Annotated in this window: 12 protein-coding genes; 6 read left to right on the top strand and 6 right to left on the bottom strand. The window is 45.0% G+C overall.

Annotated elements, in window-relative coordinates; genetic code table 11:
* Positions 1 to 12 precede the first annotated feature (12 nt).
* From tssR to purB, 3 genes are all read right to left on the bottom strand, one after another.
* Positions 13 to 2,637, bottom strand: coding sequence for a type VI secretion system protein TssR domain-containing protein (tssR, locus tag FHS86_RS08450; RefSeq protein WP_429412566.1), 2,625 nt, complete (start codon positions 2,635 to 2,637; stop codon positions 13 to 15).
* Positions 2,638 to 3,036: 399 nt separating this feature from the next.
* On the bottom strand, positions 3,037 to 4,860 hold the full coding sequence (locus FHS86_RS08445) for an ABC transporter ATP-binding protein (protein ID WP_429412565.1): 1,824 nt from the start codon (positions 4,858 to 4,860) through the stop codon (positions 3,037 to 3,039).
* Positions 4,861 to 4,950: 90 nt separating this feature from the next.
* Positions 4,951 to 6,294 carry an adenylosuccinate lyase gene (gene purB / locus FHS86_RS08440; protein ID WP_429412564.1) on the bottom strand — a complete coding sequence of 448 codons (1,344 nt, stop codon included), beginning with the start codon at positions 6,292 to 6,294 and terminating at the stop codon, positions 4,951 to 4,953.
* A gap of 120 nt (positions 6,295 to 6,414) precedes the next feature.
* Between purB and FHS86_RS08435 the strand changes: the two genes are divergently transcribed.
* Both FHS86_RS08435 and arfB read left to right on the top strand, forming a co-directional pair.
* A complete protein-coding gene (locus FHS86_RS08435) occupies positions 6,415 to 7,872 on the top strand; it encodes an NfeD family protein (protein WP_429412563.1) in 1,458 nt (485 codons plus the stop codon).
* A 67-nt stretch (positions 7,873 to 7,939) separates the two neighbouring features.
* Positions 7,940 to 8,350, top strand: a complete 411-nt coding sequence (arfB, locus tag FHS86_RS08430; protein ID WP_429412562.1) for an alternative ribosome rescue aminoacyl-tRNA hydrolase ArfB — start codon at positions 7,940 to 7,942, stop codon at positions 8,348 to 8,350.
* A 98-nt stretch (positions 8,351 to 8,448) separates the two neighbouring features.
* On the opposite strand, the gene FHS86_RS08425 is transcribed toward arfB, so the two are convergent.
* Positions 8,449 to 9,438, bottom strand: coding sequence for an aldo/keto reductase (locus FHS86_RS08425; RefSeq protein WP_429412561.1), 990 nt, complete (start codon positions 9,436 to 9,438; stop codon positions 8,449 to 8,451).
* Positions 9,439 to 9,719: 281 nt separating this feature from the next.
* On the opposite strand from FHS86_RS08425, the gene FHS86_RS08420 reads away from it, so the two are divergent.
* On the top strand, positions 9,720 to 10,412 hold the full coding sequence (locus tag FHS86_RS08420; protein WP_429412560.1) for a ferredoxin--NADP reductase: 693 nt from the start codon (positions 9,720 to 9,722) through the stop codon (positions 10,410 to 10,412).
* Positions 10,413 to 10,431: 19 nt separating this feature from the next.
* Positions 10,432 to 11,895 carry a MiaB/RimO family radical SAM methylthiotransferase gene (locus FHS86_RS08415; RefSeq protein ID WP_429412559.1) on the top strand — a complete coding sequence of 488 codons (1,464 nt, stop codon included), beginning with the start codon at positions 10,432 to 10,434 and terminating at the stop codon, positions 11,893 to 11,895.
* 13 nt (positions 11,896 to 11,908) lie between these two features.
* Here FHS86_RS08415 and hydE read toward each other — a convergent pair whose 3' ends face one another.
* A complete protein-coding gene (hydE, locus tag FHS86_RS08410; RefSeq protein WP_429412558.1) occupies positions 11,909 to 12,994 on the bottom strand; it encodes a [FeFe] hydrogenase H-cluster radical SAM maturase HydE in 1,086 nt (361 codons plus the stop codon).
* 65 nt (positions 12,995 to 13,059) lie between these two features.
* A complete protein-coding gene (locus FHS86_RS08405) occupies positions 13,060 to 13,947 on the bottom strand; it encodes an AraC family transcriptional regulator (RefSeq protein ID WP_429412557.1) in 888 nt (295 codons plus the stop codon).
* A 216-nt stretch (positions 13,948 to 14,163) separates the two neighbouring features.
* Here FHS86_RS08405 and FHS86_RS08400 point away from each other — a divergent pair, with 216 nt between their 5' ends.
* Both FHS86_RS08400 and FHS86_RS08395 read left to right on the top strand, forming a co-directional pair.
* Positions 14,164 to 15,549 carry a sugar porter family MFS transporter gene (locus tag FHS86_RS08400; protein WP_429412556.1) on the top strand — a complete coding sequence of 462 codons (1,386 nt, stop codon included), beginning with the start codon at positions 14,164 to 14,166 and terminating at the stop codon, positions 15,547 to 15,549.
* Between the two features lie 3 nt (positions 15,550 to 15,552).
* Positions 15,553 to 18,855, top strand: a complete 3,303-nt coding sequence (locus tag FHS86_RS08395; protein ID WP_429412555.1) for a DUF5107 domain-containing protein — start codon at positions 15,553 to 15,555, stop codon at positions 18,853 to 18,855.
* Positions 18,856 to 18,862: the final 7 nt, after the last annotated feature.

Raw genomic sequence — 18,862 nt, 5'->3', positions numbered from 1 at the left:
TAGCTCAACTTCTTAATTATTATAGTTCCTGTAGAGATATTTAATAATATCTTCTTCTCCAAAATTTTTAGTCTGGTGGGGGAAAATGCGGGAATCGATCCAATAATGTTTAAGGCCCGAGCCGGTTCCCATTGGAATCCGGAACGAGGCTTTAAAGTTATTGTACTCTTTATTGTATCTTTCAAAATATTCACTGAACCGGGCTCCCATTTCCGGATCTTCTTCTACTGCCCCATTGGTCAGATGGTACAGGTATTCGTAAAAAATCGTCCACTGATGATCTCTGAAGAAATCTTCAGTCAGGAGGTTTTGCCCGTCGTAAATGCTCTGGATGTGCCCCTTGGTAATGCACCAGTCAATCAGGTATTCATAGAGCATTACATCGGGGAAGCGTTCAGGCGAGGTCACATCGAGCAATTTGATGTCCTTGTATTTTTCTTTTCCTCCCCAGCCGGTAAGAATGGCCGAAAGGGTGTATAGACTCAGGGTGTCGATCGACTCATTCACTTCGGGGAAATAGCCCAGAATGTCGACCAGAATTTCGCCCCAACCGTACACGATGAACGAACGCGATTCGTTGGGTGGCAACGAAAGTTCATCGGTTGGGATCAGTCTTTCGAGTGAACGTTTGATCGAATACAAGTCTTCGCGCGACATGAGCAGTACATCCTGATAAACGGGATTTTTCATTCCATCGCGAAAACGTTCGGCATAACCCACATTGTAAACCTGTCCGTTTTTCTGGAATACCACATCGAGCTTTTCCGAAGGAATGTTCTGATCTTCGAGTTTACGAATGAAACCAGCCAGTTCACGGGCATTATCGCCTTTGATTTTTCCATTCAGGTATTCCGAAATGCCTTCAAGCTGATGATTTACACGGGCATCAATATCTTTTAAGGCATCGGCCACATCGCGCATCAACACACTGGTATGAACAGTACCTCCCTGCGGAGCCTTCTTGAAATAACCCGGCACCCCCAGTGAAGGCAGAATTTCAACTTCCTTGTCCGACTGTGTGAGCAAATCACTCACTGTAGCAGAAGCCATTCCGGGCACTCGTTTACGCACAGTTTGAGTCATCAGGCTTTCAACCTGAGTACGGAAGGCATCGTAAGCCGGCTGAACATCCTGCTCCACTTTGTGATGTACCTGATATGCATACAGGTTAATATTTTTTCTTACCATCAAATCAACCAGTTCTTTTTCCTCTACCCGGGTAAAATCGTTGGCAGTTTGTCCGTTACAATCGGTAAATTGTGTCCGTTGATGATTTCCGGCATCGCCAATAAGGATTACAAAATTCGATTCTCCCACAGGTGGATCGAAACGTTCGATTGCTTTTTTCAAACCGTAATACATGGCTTCTTCAGGATCGCTGTTGCAGCGGTTGAAGGTAGGATTCAGGTAACGGCTCAGCATGCTGTTCACCCCGTTGTAATTGGAACTTAAGTCTCGGGTATAATGTATTGCATTCGCATTTCCCTCTGAAGCATCGCGGTAAAGCAAGGCACCAAAACGGTAATTGTTCTGACTCTTCAGCAATTCGCGCATGGTTTGTTTGATGGCATTCTGTATTGAACCGGAATAAGGAATCATACTGCTGGTGCCATCCACCACAAATATGACATTTACATTTCGCAATGCACCCGACATGGAATCGATGGTATGTTTTATTTCGGCAAATTCATCGCTCGAAAGGCTTGCACCTTCCTGTGAACGTAAATCACCAATTACACCAACTTTGGTAGATCCATTGGTAACATCGAGCACAGGGAAGCGGTCTACCTCACCAATGGCCCGCTTATTATACCATGTAGTCCCTTCTTTAAAGATACTTTCTCCTCCATTTTTCGAAGCCGTTATACTTGCTTTGTAGCCCTTTGCTTTTCGTTCGGCAACTGCCTGCTCATCCCAGTTTACTTCAAAGGCCAGACGGTGATTCCAGGCGGTGGTTTGTGACTTTAAAACCCAGCCTTTAACTCTTGGCTTATCCCGTTCGACGTCCAAAATTTCAGGAATATCAGCAAGTAAGTAGGCAGTTGGGGTTTCCTTATAAACATAATTAATTTGATAAACCAGGGCTGAATTAATTGAATCGCGCTGACTGCACCGTGGATGAGCATGGTATTCGGGAACTCTAATTTCCGACTGGTTGCCTGAAATAATATTGAGCACCATGGCTTTCTTGTTGAAAATGCCGTCTTTAAACTCAGGCAGATTCACATCGCGTGTTTTTAAACAGGTGCGCCACAACAACATATTATCTTTCAGGATCCAGGCAGCACGGTCTCTGGCTCCATCCTTCAGCGTTCCTCGCATATCGGCTGCATCAAATTCAACCACCTGAATTGCCTTATCAGTTTCAGCAATTACATACATGGCCTGCATAAAGTCAAGTTTTTGTCCGTTTGCTTTCTGGCAAGCCTTATCGCTGTACATTTGATTATCAGGACGATCGGAAAAAACCACCCAAAGCTCACCCTCCTTATTAGCCGAGCCGGGAAAAGCTGCCGATGCGTTATCCATGGGCATCATATATTTTCCGGGTGTACGCATTACACTTTGTTGTGCCATAGCATTCATCGCCGAAAATGAAAATAATACCAGCTGCAGAAAAAGAACTATTTTCTTCATAACTTTCTTTTTATCAAATCACCACAAGCCGATTACAGTTTTGTTTCAATGAAAACACTTGAAAACGCTAACTGCAAAGGCCCCAAAACCCCAAACAAAAGTAGCATAAAGCTACTTATAAAAGCACGTACATTGTTGAATGCAATTAAACAATCAGGAATAAAGCATCAACCAGTTTAATAATGCTTTCAAATTTAACTTTGAAAACAGCTTCTCCAAAATCTTTTTAAACAAAAATTCAAACAGAAAAGAAATAAGGAACTAAATATATTGCAATTTAACTTCTTCGCCAAAGACCTTCGTCAATTTATAGCGGGAGCTGTAGTTTTGTTTGTGCGACAGCACTGACGCAAACACATTTTGCTTATTTAAAAATGAAGAATTAGCTGTAAGTGGCTATTAATACATTTGTAACTGATGCAGACGTGAATACTCGCCACCAATTACAAGAAGCTGCTCATGACTTCCCTGTTCTACAATTTCTCCGTCTTTGAAAACATAGATCACATCGGCATTTTTTATGGTCGAAAGCCGATGAGCAATAACAATTGAAGTCCGGTTCCGCATCAGGTTTTCGAGTGCATCCTGCACCAGTTTTTCCGACTCGGTATCGAGCGCCGAAGTGGCTTCGTCGAGTATCATGATGGGAGGATTTTTAAGCACGGCCCGGGCAATGGAAAGACGTTGCCGTTGTCCGCCCGAAAGCTTGCTTCCGCTGTCTCCTATATTCGCTGCATAGCCTTCGGGATGTTCATTAATAAATTCATCGGCATGGGCGACCCTGGCTGCTTCATGAATGGCGCTTTCATCGGTACTTTCCACACCAAAAGCGATGTTGTTTTCAAAGCTGTCGTTAAACAGTACGGGATCCTGACTAACATAGCCCATCAGGCGCCTCAGGTCATGCAGTTTGATTTTCCGGATATCCACCCCGTCGATGAGTATTTGTCCGCCGTTTTGCAAATCCCAGAAGCGGGGCAACAAATTGACCATGGTTGTTTTTCCCGACCCCGATTTACCGACCAGTGCGACCGTGCTTCCCTTTGGAATTTTGATATTAATATTTTTTAGAACCGGATCAGCGCCATACGAAAAGGATACATTCCTAAATTCTATTTCACCATCAAAGCTTTGCTTCTGAACCGCACCGGGTTGATCGGCAATATGATTCACCGTATCTAAAACCTGATCGACTCTTTCCATTGACGCAAGCCCCTTTTCCACACTGTAAAGCGCAGTAGAAAAGGCTTTTGCAGGATTAATGATGCTGTAAAAGAAAACCAGGTAGGTAATAAAATCTTCGGGCGCCAGTCCGCCTTCATTTTTTAAAATTAAACTTCCACCATACCATAAAACAATGATGATGATGGTGGTACCCAGGAACTCACTTACGGGATGTGCCAAAAAGCGGCGCCACATTAAGCGGTTCATTGTGCGGTAATAATCTTTTGTTTCTTCTTCAAAACGGGCAGCCATTCTCTTTTCGGCATTAAAAGCCTTGATGATGGTTAAGCCCGATAAAGTTTCGTCGATGGTGCTGAGAATGTCACCCATTTTTTCCTGCCCCAGACGGGAAGGTTTTTTTAGTGTACGACCAATGCGCCCGGTGATAAAACCAGCAATGGGCAACATCACAAAAACAAACAAAGTCAGTGACCAGCTCATATACACCATCACAATGAGTGAAATGATGATAAGTACCGGGTTTTTAAACAGCATTTCCAGCGAATTCATGATCGAATTCTCTATTTCAGTTACGTCGCCGGTTACCCGGGCAATGATGTCTCCTTTGCGTTCGTCGGAAAAATAGCCGATGGGTAAAGCCAGTATCTTCCTGTAAATTTTATTTCGCAGGTTGCGTACCACACCATTGCGTAAAGGAACCATGAAAAAACTGGCCAGATAGGTGAAACCAACCTTCAGAAAAACCATGATGATCATGAAAACCCCAATGTAGAAAAGTGCCCTCATGTGGCCTGAATCGGCAATCACCTGGCTCATGTAGTAAAACACATTTTGCTTGATGTCATCAAAGTTGAGCGACCAGACAGTTTTTTCTGTCACCATCGACTGGGTACCAAACAGGATTCCCAATATAGGGCTGAGTGCCATGAAAGAAAAAGCACCAAAGATTGCCCCCAACAGGTTGAAAACGATATTGAGAACCACCCACTTTTTAAAAGGGGGTAAAAAGCGACGCAATAGTTTGAATAATCCTTTCATGAAGCCTTGAATGCATTCGTAAAGAATAACCCGCTTTCACAGGTTTTATTGTGAAATAAAAGAGGATGTCCAGCAGAACATCCCTGTTTTTCAGATTCCTGTATAATTTTTAGGACTGATTGCCCTGAGTCTTTCTTTCACCTCGTTACTTACGTCGAGGGTTTCGATGAACTCGTGGATGGCTTTTTTATCTATTTTGCTGTTGGTGCGGGTAAGATTCAGCAAAGCTTCGTACGGATTGGGATAGTTTTCGCTTCGTAAAACTGTTTGAATGGCCTCGGCTACCACACTCCAGTTACGCTCCAGATCCTGATCGATGGCATCGGTATTAATTAACAACTTGCTGAGTCCCTTTAAGGTCGATTGTATCGAAATTAAGGTATGGGCAATGGGAACGCCAATGTTCCGTAAAACCGTCGAATCGGTCAAATCGCGTTGCAAACGCGAAACGGGCAGTTTGGCCGACAGATGTTCAAAAATGGCATTGGCCAAGCCAATGTTCCCTTCCGAATTTTCAAAATCGATGGGATTTACCTTATGTGGCATGGCTGAAGAACCAATTTCGCCCTTTTTGATTTTCTGCTTGAAATAATCCATCGAGATATAGGTCCACATGTCGCGGTTCAGATCGAGCAAAATGGTGTTGATTCGTTTCAGGTTATCGAAAATGGCACCGTAATTATCGTAATGCGCAATCTGGGTGGTCACCTGCGAGCGTTCCAGTTGCAGTGAGTTCTTACAAAACTGATTGGCAAAACCGACCCAGTCGATGGCAGGAAAAGCAACTGTATGAGCATTGAAGTTTCCGGTAGCACCACCAAATTTGGCATAACAGGGAATTCCCTTCAACAAATCGAGTTGCACATTGATGCGTTCGACAAAAACGCGCAGTTCCTTACCCAAACGGGTTGGCGATGCAGGCTGACCATGGGTACGTGCCAGCATGGGAACATCTTCCCAGGCATCGGCCAGTTCGTCGAGTTGGTTCACCACCTTTTCAATCTGCGGATAATAAACTTCCTGCAAGGCATCGCGCAACGAACAGGGAACAGCGGTGTTATTGATGTCCTGCGAAGTAAGTCCAAAGTGTATGAACTCCTTGAACGAATCGAGTTGCAGGGCTTCAAATTTTTCTTTAATAAAATACTCCACCGCCTTCACATCGTGGTTGGTGGTTTGTTCAATATCCTTAACACGTTGTGCATCTTCAACCGAAAAATCACGATAAATGGCTTTCAAGGCACCATTTTGCGACTGATCGAAATTCTTAAGCTGCGGGAGTGGAATTTTTGTTAAGGCCAGAAAATATTCAATCTCAACAAAAACCCTGTATTTGATCAGTGCATATTCCGAAAAATACTCTTCAAGTTCACTGACTTTATTGTGGTAACGGCCGTCGATGGGCGTAATAGCTGTTAGTTCATTCAAGCTCATGATGGGAAATTTAAAATGAGGTTTCAAAGATATAATTATTTATCATTCTTTATTTTTACTGAAGCGGCAAATTTAACACTTAAAAATCCTAAGCCATGCATCAATAAAAATAGTATTTTTATGGCACCAAAGCTTAACATTAAAAAGCTCACTCGTAATTCAAACTACATCATGAGACAACTAAAAACATTATTGCTTGTCACCATTATTTTCCTAAGTGTTCAGTTTGTCAGTGCCGAACCGGCTGACACCCTGCTTATCTACAAATTCAACATCAAGGAGCAGATTGCACCTTCGGTATGGCGGCAAACAAAAATTGTATATGAGAATGCCAGAGAAATGGGCGCCGATCTGATTCTGATCCACATGAATACCTACGGCGGCACCGTAGTGGATGCTGATTCCATCAGAACAAAAATCATTAACAGCGAAATTCCCACCTGGGTTTTCATCGACAACAATGCTGCTTCGGCCGGAGCGCTGATTTCGGTTGCCTGCGACAGCATTTACATGCGCCCGGGAGCGAATATAGGAGCCGCTACTGTGGTGAACCAGGGAGGAGAAAAGGCACCTGACAAATACCAGTCGTACTTTCGCTCCACCATGCGTGCAACTGCCCAAAGCCACGGAGCCGATACCATTTACACCGAAAACGACACCATCGTCAAATGGTTTCGCGATCCACGCATGGCCGAAGCCATGGTCGACGAGGATGTTTACATCCCGGGCATCATCGACACCGGAAAAATACTGACCTTCACAGCAGTTGAGGCCATGGAACATGGTTTTTGCGAAGGCATCGCCGAGAATGTGGAGGAACTGCTCGAGCTGGCCAACATAACGCATTACCTTATTGAAGAATACCAACCTTCCACCCTCGACCGCATTATTGGTTTTCTAACCAATCCCGTTGTTTCGGGAATTCTCATTATGGGCATACTGGGAGGAATTTACTTCGAAATGCAATCGCCAGGAATCGGCTTTCCGCTGGCCATTGCCATCATTGCGGCCATTGCCTATTTTGCCCCGCTCTATCTCGAGGGGATGGCCGAAAACTGGGAAATCATTGTATTTATTGTTGGGCTGATTCTCATAGCGCTCGAGGTATTTGTCATACCCGGCTTTGGAGTAGCCGGAGCGCTTGGGCTCACCTTCACCATCATTGGACTCACACTCAGCCTCATCAACAATATCCAGTTCGATTTTGGCCATGTGTCTTCCAGAGCCCTTGTAATTGCGCTGCTCACGGTTACTGTTTCCATATTTTCTGGTTTACTCTTGTCCTTATGGCTAAGCCGGAAATTATTTACCTCAAATCGTGGCATACTCGAAGGCTTGTCGCTTACCAGTTCACAGTTTAAAGCGGATGGCTTCATTGGAGTAAACCCCATGCAGCTCACCATGATTGGTAAAATTGGCACAGCACAAACCGTACTGCGTCCATCGGGCAGGGTGAACATTAATAACGAAATATGGGATGCCAAATCGGAAGATGGCTTCATCGACAAAGGAGAAAACATTATCGTAGTCAAACAGGAAGCCAGCCAGGTGTATGTTGAAAGAGCACCAGTAAAGTAAATTTTAATAAAAAAGAAAAACACGACTGGCCAAACAACAGGCCGTTTTGAGTGATTAAACTGCAAGCATGAACATCAAATTAAAAAGCAGAAACTTCGAAACGGAATTCAGCTACAAAACATCGCGCAGCAGCGGTCCCGGCGGGCAAAATGTAAACAAGCTGAATACGCGGGTTGAATTGCGTTTCGATGTAACTGGCTCCATGTTGCTTAGTGAAAATGAAAAGAAGAAAATCAAAAGCAAACTGGGCAACAGAATCAACAGCAACGGCGAATTGCTGATTACATCGCAAAGTGAACGATCGCAGTTAAAAAATAAGCAGGCGGCCACCGAGCGGTTTTACCAGCTGCTTACACTGGCACTGCAGCCTGTGAAGAAACGAAAAGCCACCCGCCCCACCCGCTCGTCGGTTGAAAAACGACTGGACAAGAAGCGGCTGATAAGCGAAAAGAAATCGCTGCGTCGAAAAGATTTCTAATGAATAAAAAAAGTAATTTACAAAAAACAAAAACGGGCTGCTGCATAATACAGTGGCCCGTTTTCATTTACAAAGCATGATGTTAAGGCAGCAGGATGTTACCACAGATGATGCACTGCCGCTTTGATTTTATCGTTATAGATGTTTTTTACCAGGTCCATTTGCGCTTCATTCAAAGGGCTTAAATCCGATGCTTTCACATTGGCCTGTAATTGCTCTACTCCCGATGCCCCCGGAATTACAGTGCTTACCTCGTTGAATGACAGGATCCACTGCAGGGCCAGCTGTGCCAGACTGCTATCGGGGAAAGCTGCTTTTAAAGCCTCAACCGCCTCGATGCCCGTCTGGTAATCGATGCCCGAAAAAGTCTCTCCTTTGTCGAACGCTTCGCCATTGCGGTTAAAAGCACGGTGATCGCCGGGGAGGAACGAAGTATCGCGTGTAAACTTACCGGTAAGCAAACCACTGGCCAGTGGAACCCTTACAATGACGCCAATATCACGCTTGCGGGCCTGTTCAAAAAAGAGTTCCGAAGGACGATGCCTGAACATGTTGAAAATAATCTGTACGGTATCGACATGGTCATATTCGATGGCCTTCAGGGCTTCTTCCACTTTTTCGACACTCACGCCCAGCTTTCTTATTTTCCCTTCGGCAATCATTTTTTCAAACTCGGCAAATATTTCAGGACGATAGTAAACCTCGGTTGGCGGACAATGCAGCTGAATCAGGTCGATGGTATCGAGTCCCATGTTTTTCAGGCTGGCCTCAACAAACCTGCGCATGGCCTGCGGAGTATACGATTCGTTCACATGCGGATTCAGTTGCCTTCCACACTTGGTCGCCACCAATACTTCTTCACTTCGGCTGCGGACCACATTGCCTACTGCCCTTTCACTTTCACCATTCCCGTCGCCGTATACATCGGCTGTATCAATAAAATTGATTCCCTGATCAATGGCTTCGTTTACTATTTTTTCGGCATTGGCAAAACTAAAGGGTGATCCCCATTTTCCACCTACCTGCCAGGTACCTAAACTTACTTCTGAAACCTTAAAACCGGTTCTTCCTAATTTTCTGTATTTCATGTGTTCTATATTACTTAAGTTGCTAATTAGCTGTTGGATCAAGATTGCTTTCTTTGAACTTTCCGGCTACCCGCATGGAACTCGCCATCCGTCAGCTGACGGAACATTCGTCGGTGAATGAAATGTATTTCTAATGGCTCGTTTCATCTGTTTTATTTTTTCTTCCTACAAAATTACCTGAATACCTTCACTTCGTCAAGAAAACATTTCAAAAAACGGGGATAAACATTTCGCGGACAAAGATGTTTTGTTCGGACAATGCCCTAATAGAAGTCAATAGAATGATGATTAAAGAAGAAAAATCAGTTGGTATTGATCAGCTGGATGAACATCCCGTATTCAGGGTACAGGCACTTCGCCACCTGACAAAAAGTGCTTATGTACTCCGCTTCGACCGGAACAATATGGAATTCATTGCCGGACAGCACCTTTCGGTTGGACTGGCGGGAGATCCCCAGGCCCGGGAATATTCAATTTACAGTTCGGTCAACGATCCTTATCTTGAAATACTGGTAAAAGAAGTTGAAAATGGAATTGTAAGCAAAAGGCTTAAACGCGTAAAACCGGGAGATGAACTGCGGGTTACCGGTCCGATGGGATTCTTCAAATTAAAAAAGGACAGAAGGTCCGAAAAACCCCATTTATTTGTAGGTACCGGAACCGGCATTTCTCCTTTCCACTCCTTTATCAAAAGTTACCCCGAATTGAATTACCAGTTGATTCATGGCGTTCGTCATGTTGAAGAAGCCTATGAAAAAGACGAATATCCCCCCGGACGCTATACCCTTTGTACTTCGCGCGACAGAAAAGGTAATTTTTCGGGGCGAACAAGCGATTACCTCAAAACACAAAATTTCAGCAGCGACACCGAGGTGTACCTCTGCGGTAACTGCGATATGATTTTTGAGGTATACGACATCCTCACCGACAAGGGGATTCCGACAGAAAACATTCACACTGAGGTGTATTTTTAGCATTCAACAAGCAACAAAAATGAAATACCATCTGATAACATTGGGCTGTCAAATGAATAAATCGGACAGCGAAAGAGTATCGAGTGTAATTGAACGAATGGGTTTCGCACACACCGAAAATGAAGCAGAAGCCAATCTGGTGGGCATCCTGGCTTGTTCGGTACGACAAAAAGCCATCGACAAGGTGTATAACAAAATACACCATTGGAACAGGGAAAAAAACAAGCGAAATCTGATCACTTTTGTATCGGGCTGTATTCTGCCAGCCGATCAGGAAAAATTCCTTAAACTTTTCGATCTGGTTTTTACCATGAATGAATTGCCCAATTTTCCTGAAATGCTAAGTCAGTATGGCGTGGTAACACCCTATCGTTCTGAAAATTTCAGTGAAGAAGGACCTGATGAAAGCGCTCCTGCTGTTGCCAACGAAAAAGCAATTCATCTCGAAAAGGCTGTATTTAAAATAGAAAACCGAAACAATGCAGTGGCTCAGCCCCTGGTGATCAAAAAACCGGAAAAGAACATCAAACGTTTCTGGGATGTGCAGCCTAGCTATCATTCGAGCTTTGAAGCCTTTATTCCCATACAAAACGGTTGTGATAGATTCTGTACCTTTTGTGCTGTTCCCTATACCCGGGGAAGAGAAGTTTCCAGACCTTCGGAAGAAATTCTGGAAGAAGTAAAACAACTCATCGACAAGAATTATAAGACGATCACCTTGTTGGGACAAAACGTTAATTCATACGGCCTCGACAAAAAGGGAGCCGAGCTGAGTTTTCCTGAATTGCTGCGCAGGATTGGTGAACTGGGAGAAGAAAGCGGAAAAAAATTCTGGGTTTACTTTACCTCACCCCATCCCCGCGATATGAGCGATGAAGTGCTTGAAGTGATCAGTCAGTACAGCTGTCTGGCCAAACAGATCCACCTTCCGCTGCAAAGTGGCGACGACAAGGTACTGATCAAAATGAACCGAAATCACAGCCTGAATGATTACCGTAAAATAGTTCATTCCATCCGACGCATACTGCCTGAAGCAACACTCTTTACCGACATCATAGTTGGCTTTACCGGCGAGCGCGATGAACAGTTTGCCGCCACGCTCAAAGCCATGGATGAGTTTAAGTTCAACATGGCCTATATTGCCCGCTATTCTCCGCGCCCGGGAGCAGCCAGTTCGCGCTGGGACGACGATGTGGATCACGAAAGCAAAAAGGAACGGCTGCATATACTGAGTGAGGCTTTAAAACAGCACTCCTTCCGCTACAATCAAAGTCTTTGCGATAAAGAATTGACTGTTTTGGTTGTAAAAAAGGACCGTAAAAGTGGCTATCTTTCAGCCTTAACAGAAGGAAAAATCATTGTGCGCTTTGCATCCGGCAATGAAAGCCTGATTGGTAAGATGGTCAGGGTGAAAATAAAAACGGCTGCCGAATTTGCCACCGAAGCAGAGCTGCTTGAGGTAGAGGAACCGGCCTTGTCCTGATTTGCAACTTCACTTAACCTTCGTCGCTGTTGCGCCTGTACCAGTGTTTTGAATCGCCCCACTCGCCGTAGCCGATATCACTGTCGGCAAGTGCCACCCGTGCATCGAGGCAACCGGCACATTGCTCGGGTTCTTCGTCAACACAGGGTTTGTTTTCGTAGAGAGCATATTCATTGCGGTACAGCCCCGGAGTAATGTTGGGCATAATCACATTGGCACCCACCTTAACTGCCTTTTCACGTCCCATGGGGTCGATGGCCTGCAGAGCCGTTGCAGCCGCAATGTTGATGTCTTTCATCATCAGTCGTAAAATGGCAATCATTTTTAACGAAAGATCGAAACGATCTTCAACAGGAAGCAACTGATCGCGAAATTCATAGAGCGGTGTTCCGGCATGCTCGAGGTAAGGTCCCATACCCACCATGTCGATATTGAATTGTTGCATGAACAATAAATCATCGGCCATTTGTCCGGTAGTTTGAAACGGCAGGCCAATCATTACGCCTGTGCCGGTTTGATAACCAATGGTTTTTAACATTTCAAGACATTTCGTCCTGGTTTCAAAAAGATGATCGTCGGGATGAAGGCGCTTGTAAAGTTTCTCATTCGAGGTTTCGATGCGTAACAGGTAGCGATGGGCGCCTGCCTCAAACCAGCGCTCATACACCTCACCGCTTTGTTCTCCCAACGAAAGCGTAATTCCCAGTTTGCCCCTGCTCAATGCTTTGATTTCTTTAAGCAGCCTCTCAATCCGGAGAGTAAAAGCCGGCGTGGCAACTTCTCCGGCCTGCAAAACCATCGAGCCATAGTTGTTCCTGAAAGCAAAACGGGCCGCTTCGAGCACCTGCTCATCGCTCAGACTGTAACGCTTCACCTTGCTGTTCGATTTTCGGATTCCACAATAATAGCAATCCTTTGAACACACATTCGATAATTCAACCAGTCCTCTGAAATAAACTTTGCGCCCTACTTCGCGCAATTTCACTTCGAGCGCTTTGTTAAATAAGCGAGTACGGTCGGGCCCTTCCGCATCAAGCAGCCTGATAATATCATCGCGTGTAAAGCGCGATTTCTCTGCTATTTTCTCTATGCTTGTCATCGGCCCAAAAATGGGAAATTTAAGCGATTTTTCCGCCATAAAAACACAACAATATACTGCATGGCTTACTGCATCTTCAATACACGTCCCTGGCGATATTCCCGTGGCGATTGATTCATTATTTTTTTAAACAGCCTCGAATAATAAAATTGATCTTCCATGCCAATCTCCCTGGCCACATCGGCTATCGAAAGGTTCTTGCTGTCGAGCAGTCGGCAGGAATGTTGTATTTTCAACTGGTTAAAATACTCAATGGGTGGAAAGCCGGTCCGGCTTAGAAAGAGCCTCGAAAAGTAGGAAGACGACAGTTTAACTTCAAGGGCCAGCTCATTCAGCGTTAGTTTGTTTTTCAGGTTTTCCAACATGAAGTTGATCGCCAGACTCACAGGATCGCGACTGAGTGATTCATTCAGACTTCGGTATTGCTGTATGTGTGTGAAAGTGGCAAGCAAACGGGGTAAACTCAGATTCACATATTCCAGAATTTCAATCCCATAACCCATCTCCAGGCACTTGAAAAGTTCATTAAACAAGGCAATGCGTTCGTTGATGCGCGAGGTATTGCTTCTTTCAACCGGCACCACCTGCGAAAAAGAGTTGGCAAAATATTTCGTTTTTTCGCCCCCCATATGAATCCAGTAAATCGACCAGGGACTTGTTTTATCAGCAAAATATGCGTGAGGAACATTGGGGGGAATCATTAAAAAATGATTGGGAGGAAGCTTGTGTTCCCTGCCTCCGATCTCAACATAACCATGGCCATCAACATTATAAATTAGGATCAGTTGATCAATGCCATCTTTTCGTTCACGAAAATGATGCAGGGCGTGGGGATAGTAGCCAATGTCGGTGATGTACAAATCGTTATACATCGGTTGTTCCGTCAGCTTAAGCAGTATGCTTTTGGGGATGACGAAGCTCAATTGCCCGGGGAAACCTTCTTTTCGCTTCATTCAAATATGCACTTTTCGTTAATGTTTTTATTTTATGCCCTCAAGCAACAGCTATACAAATTGCATGAATACAACATATTGACGCTTCGAATCAGAATTGTAAAACTACAAAAAGAATCAACAAGATGTCAATATGATCCATATAATCAGAAAATATTTCATGGTTTTTATTCCTTGTTTCTGCTAATTTTGATCTGTGACTAATCGAAACCTAAAATGAACAAAACAAAAATCAACAAGCAATTCATCCTGGGAATTACGGCCGTGTCGGCCATGGGCGGACTACTTTTTGGCTACGACTGGGTAGTAATTGGTGGCGCCAAGCCATTTTACGAGCGTTTTTTCGAAATAACAACATCGCCCCACCTACAGGGATGGGCCATGAGCAGCGCCCTGATCGGCTGTTTTCTGGGTGCTTTAAGTTCGGGCTTCTTTGCCGACCGCTTTGGCCGCAAATTGCTTTTAATCATTGCCGCTGCCTTGTTTACAATATCTGCAATCGGCACCGGAGCAGTGAACGATTTCACCTTATTTATTCTGTTTCGCCTGTTGGGCGGATTGGGAATTGGCCTGGCTTCGGCCATATCTCCCATGTACATTGCCGAAGTATCACCAGCCCACATCCGTGGCCGATTGGTTTCGGTAAACCAGCTAACCATTGTAATTGGTATTCTGGCTGCACAGGTAGCCAACTACCTAATTGCCGACCCCATCGCGCCCGATGCCACCGATATGGATATTCTCACTTCGTGGAATGGTCAAACGGGCTGGCGCTGGATGTTCTGGGCTGAAACGTTTCCTGCCTCAGCTTTTTTCCTCCTTGCTTTTCTCATACCCGAAAGCCCCCGTTTTTTGGTTAAATCAGGGCGTAGCGAAAAAGCACTGGCCATTCTGACACGCGTTGGAGGAAAAGAATATGCATCCATTGAAATTGAAAATATTGAACAAAGTCTAAAAACATCGCATCGAAAAGTAGCACTGAGCGACTTGCTGCATAAAAAAGTACGTCCGGTATTGATTATCGGGATTGTACTGGCCATTTTTCAACAATGGTGCGGTATAAACGTCATTTTTAACTATGCCGAAGAAGTGTTTGTTGCTGCCGGCTATTCGGTGGGCGACATGCTTTTCAACATCATCATTACGGGCACCATCAACCTCATTTTTACCCTGGTGGCTATGCGGGTTGTTGACAGTCTGGGGCGCAGAAAGCTAATGCTAATGGGATCGATCGGACTGGCCGTGATTTATTTTATTCTTGGTGGAAGCTATATGCTCGAATTGAACGGCATCGTCATTCTGATTCTGGTTTTACTGGGAATTGCCACCTTTGCCATGACCCTGGCCCCCATTACCTGGGTGGTACTGTCCGAAATTTTTCCCAATCGCATACGGGGTGCGGCTATGGCGCTTGCAACAACAGCACTATGGATTGCAAGCTTTGTACTTACCTACACCTTTCCGGTGCTAAATAAACTTTTACATGCCGGCGGCACATTCTGGCTTTATGCACTCATAAGCTTAAGCGGTTATATTTTCATTTTGAAAAAATTACCCGAAACCAAAGGCAAAACACTTGAAGAAATAGAGAAAACATTATAAAACATGCAAAACACCGAAGTAAAAGCCTGGCGCGAAAAAGTAAGCATTCCCACCTATGGAATTGGCACCCCTGAAAAGAATCCTGTTTTTCTCGAAAAAAGGGTTTACCAGGGCAGCAGTGGCGTAGTATATCCCCATCCGGTCATCGAAAAAATACTCGATGAAAAAGAAGACAAGGAATGGAATGCCATTTACCTCGAAAACCAGTACCTGAAAATTATGATCCTGCCCGAACTGGGTGGGCGCGTTCAAATGGCATTCGACAAAACGAAGCAACGCCATTTTGTGTACTACAACCATGTAATTAAACCGGCGCTGGTTGGACTTACCGGCCCCTGGATTTCGGGTGGCATCGAATTTAACTGGCCACAGCATCACCGGCCTTCGACCTACGACCCGGTCGATTCGTACATCGAAGAAAACAAGGACGGAAGCATAACGGTATGGTGTAGCGAAATTGAACGCATGTTTCGAACCAAAGGCATGGCTGGCTTTACCCTGCATCCCGACAAAGCCTATCTCGAAATTAAAGTGAAGTTGTACAATCGCACCCCCCACCCTCAAACTTTTTTGTGGTGGGCTAACCCGGCTGTTAAGGTCAACGACCATTACCAGTCGGTTTTTCCGCCCGATGTGCATGCTGTATTCGACCATGGCAAGCGCGATGTGTCGAGTTTTCCGATTGCCACCGGCACCTATTACAAAATGGATTACTCGGCCGGTGTTGACATTTCGCGTTACAAAAACATCCCGGTACCGACCAGCTACATGGCCATTGCTTCGAAATACGATTTTGTGGGGGGCTACGAAAACGATACAAAGGGGGGCTTATTGCATGTGGCCGACCATCATATTTCGCCCGGAAAGAAACAGTGGACCTGGGGCAACGGCGATTTCGGACGCGCGTGGGATCGTAACCTTACCGACGAAGACGGGCCTTACATTGAACTGATGTGCGGCGTTTACACCGATAATCAGCCCGATTTCACCTGGCTACAACCCTACGAAGAAAAGAGCTTCAAACAATATTTTATGCCCTATCGCGACCTGGGCGTAGTGAAAAATGCAAGCAGGGAAGCCATGCTGAATCTCGAAGCCGAAGCCAACGGTATTCGACTAAAAGCCTACACAACCGGCGTTTATCCTGGAGCTTCAATCTGCATTAAACATGGAACTCAGGTGGTTTTTGAGAAGGTGATCGATTTTTCGCCCGAAATGAGTTTTGATGAACGGATTGATGCTCATATCGATCTTGAAACTTGTTATGTGTCGCTCGTTAGCCGTGACGGAAAAATACTGGTTGACTGGCAAAGCGAAGCGAAAGAAGTAAAACCGCTTCCCGATCCGGCCAAAGCAGCCGAAGATCCCGAAGACATTCATTCAACGGAAGAGCTCTACCTACAGGGCTTGCATTTGGAACAATACCGTCATGCTACTTACGACCCTGCCGCTTATTACCTCGAAGCTTTAAGGCGTGAACCCGGCGATGTGCGTAACAACAACGCCATGGGTTTATGGCTTTTGCGCAAAGGGAAATTTGCCGGGGCTGAACCGTATTTCCGCAGCGCTGTGTCAACCCTCACCGAACGAAACCCTAATCCCTACGATGGCGAACCACTATACAACCTGGGCTATTGTTTGCGAATGCAAGGTAAGAAAGAAGAAGCCTACGGCTGGTTCCTAAAAGCCGCATGGAACGGAGCATGGCAGGACAGCGGATTTTTCCAGGCAGCTCAAATCGATTCCATCAGGGGCAACAAAGAAAAAGCCCTCGAACTGATCGACCGTTCGTTGTGGCGGAATTGGATGAATCAAAAAGCCCGGCATTTAAAGATCATGCTCTTGCGCAAAGCCGGCGAAAATACTGCTGCGTTAAAACTGATCGAAGAATCACTTGAGTTGGATCGCTTCAATTTTGGAGCGAATTACGAAAAATATTTATTGACTAAGGATGAATTGGAGTTGGAGCAGCTGAAAGAGCAAATGCGCGATAACGTCCACAACTACATTGAGTTTTCGTTAGATTATGCCATGGCCGGCTTTTATTCCGAAGCCCTCAATTTTCTCGATCTCTACATCGATGGAAAAGAAGTGCTTTATCCCATGGCCTTGTATTTCAAAGGCTACTTTTATTCGTTACAGGGAAAACATTCCCGGGCCGAGAAGGCATTTAAAAGTGCCATGCTGCAAGCGCCCGATTACTGTTTTCCCAATAAACCGGAAGAATTGCTGGCACTGCAAAAAGCAGTGGAACTGAACCCCGGCGACGATAAAGCCTGGTATTACATGGGCAATTTCTGGTACGGTGCCCGCCAGCATGAAGATGCTGCAAAATGCTGGGAAAAATCAAGAGCAATAAACGATGCCTTTCCCACAGTTCACCGAAATCTGGCACTGGCCTATTTCAATAAACAAAATAAGCCACAGGCTGCTAAAGTTTCTTTGGAAAAAGCTTTTGCGCTCGATCCGGGCGATGCCCGCGTGTTAATGGAATTGGATCAGTTGTACAAAAAAATGAATGTATCACCCACCGAACGTCTGGCCTTACTCGATAAACACCCCCGCGAAGTCGATTTCAGAGACGATCTTTACCTCGAAAGGGCAACACTGCATAACCTTTTAGGCAATGAAGAGACAGCCCTCGAACTACTGTTGAACCGGAAGTTTCATCCCTGGGAAGGTGGCGAAGGAAAAGTTACATTTCAATACCTGTACAGCCATATCGAACTGGCTAAAAAAGCCATCGTACAAAAGAACTTTCATTCTGCAATTGATCATCTGAATTCCTGTTTTCAATATCCGCACAATTTGGGCGAAGGCAAATTGTACGGGGCTCAGGAAAATGACGTTTATCACTGGCTGGGTTGTGCATACCATGGTTTGGGCGAAAGCGAAAAGGCAAAAGCAGCCTGGGAAAATGCAGCGCTTGGATCCGACGAACCCGGTGCTGCCATGTATTACAACGATCAGCAACCCGATAAAATATTCTACCAGGGACTGGCTTTGCAAAAACTGGGAAAACCCGCCGAAGCAAACGCACGTTTCAGTAAATTGCTGAAATATGGCGAAAAACAACTTTCTATTCCCTTTAAAATGGACTATTTTGCCGTATCGCTTCCCGATTTGCTGATTTTTGAAGACGACCTGCAAAAGCGCCACGAGCAGCACTGTCATTACTTAATGGCTCTGGGGCATCTGGGGATCGAAAACAAAGAAAAAGCACAAGCCGAATTTGATAAGGTGCTTGCTGATAATCGCTACCACCTTGGTGCATTAATTCATCAAAAATTGCTTGTGCATTACTAGATAAGAA

It is taken from the genome of Roseimarinus sediminis, assembly GCF_050433125.1.
Taxonomy (GTDB): Bacteria; Bacteroidota; Bacteroidia; order Bacteroidales; family Prolixibacteraceae; genus Roseimarinus; species Roseimarinus sediminis.
This window is presented reverse-complemented; position numbering and strand designations above follow the sequence as displayed.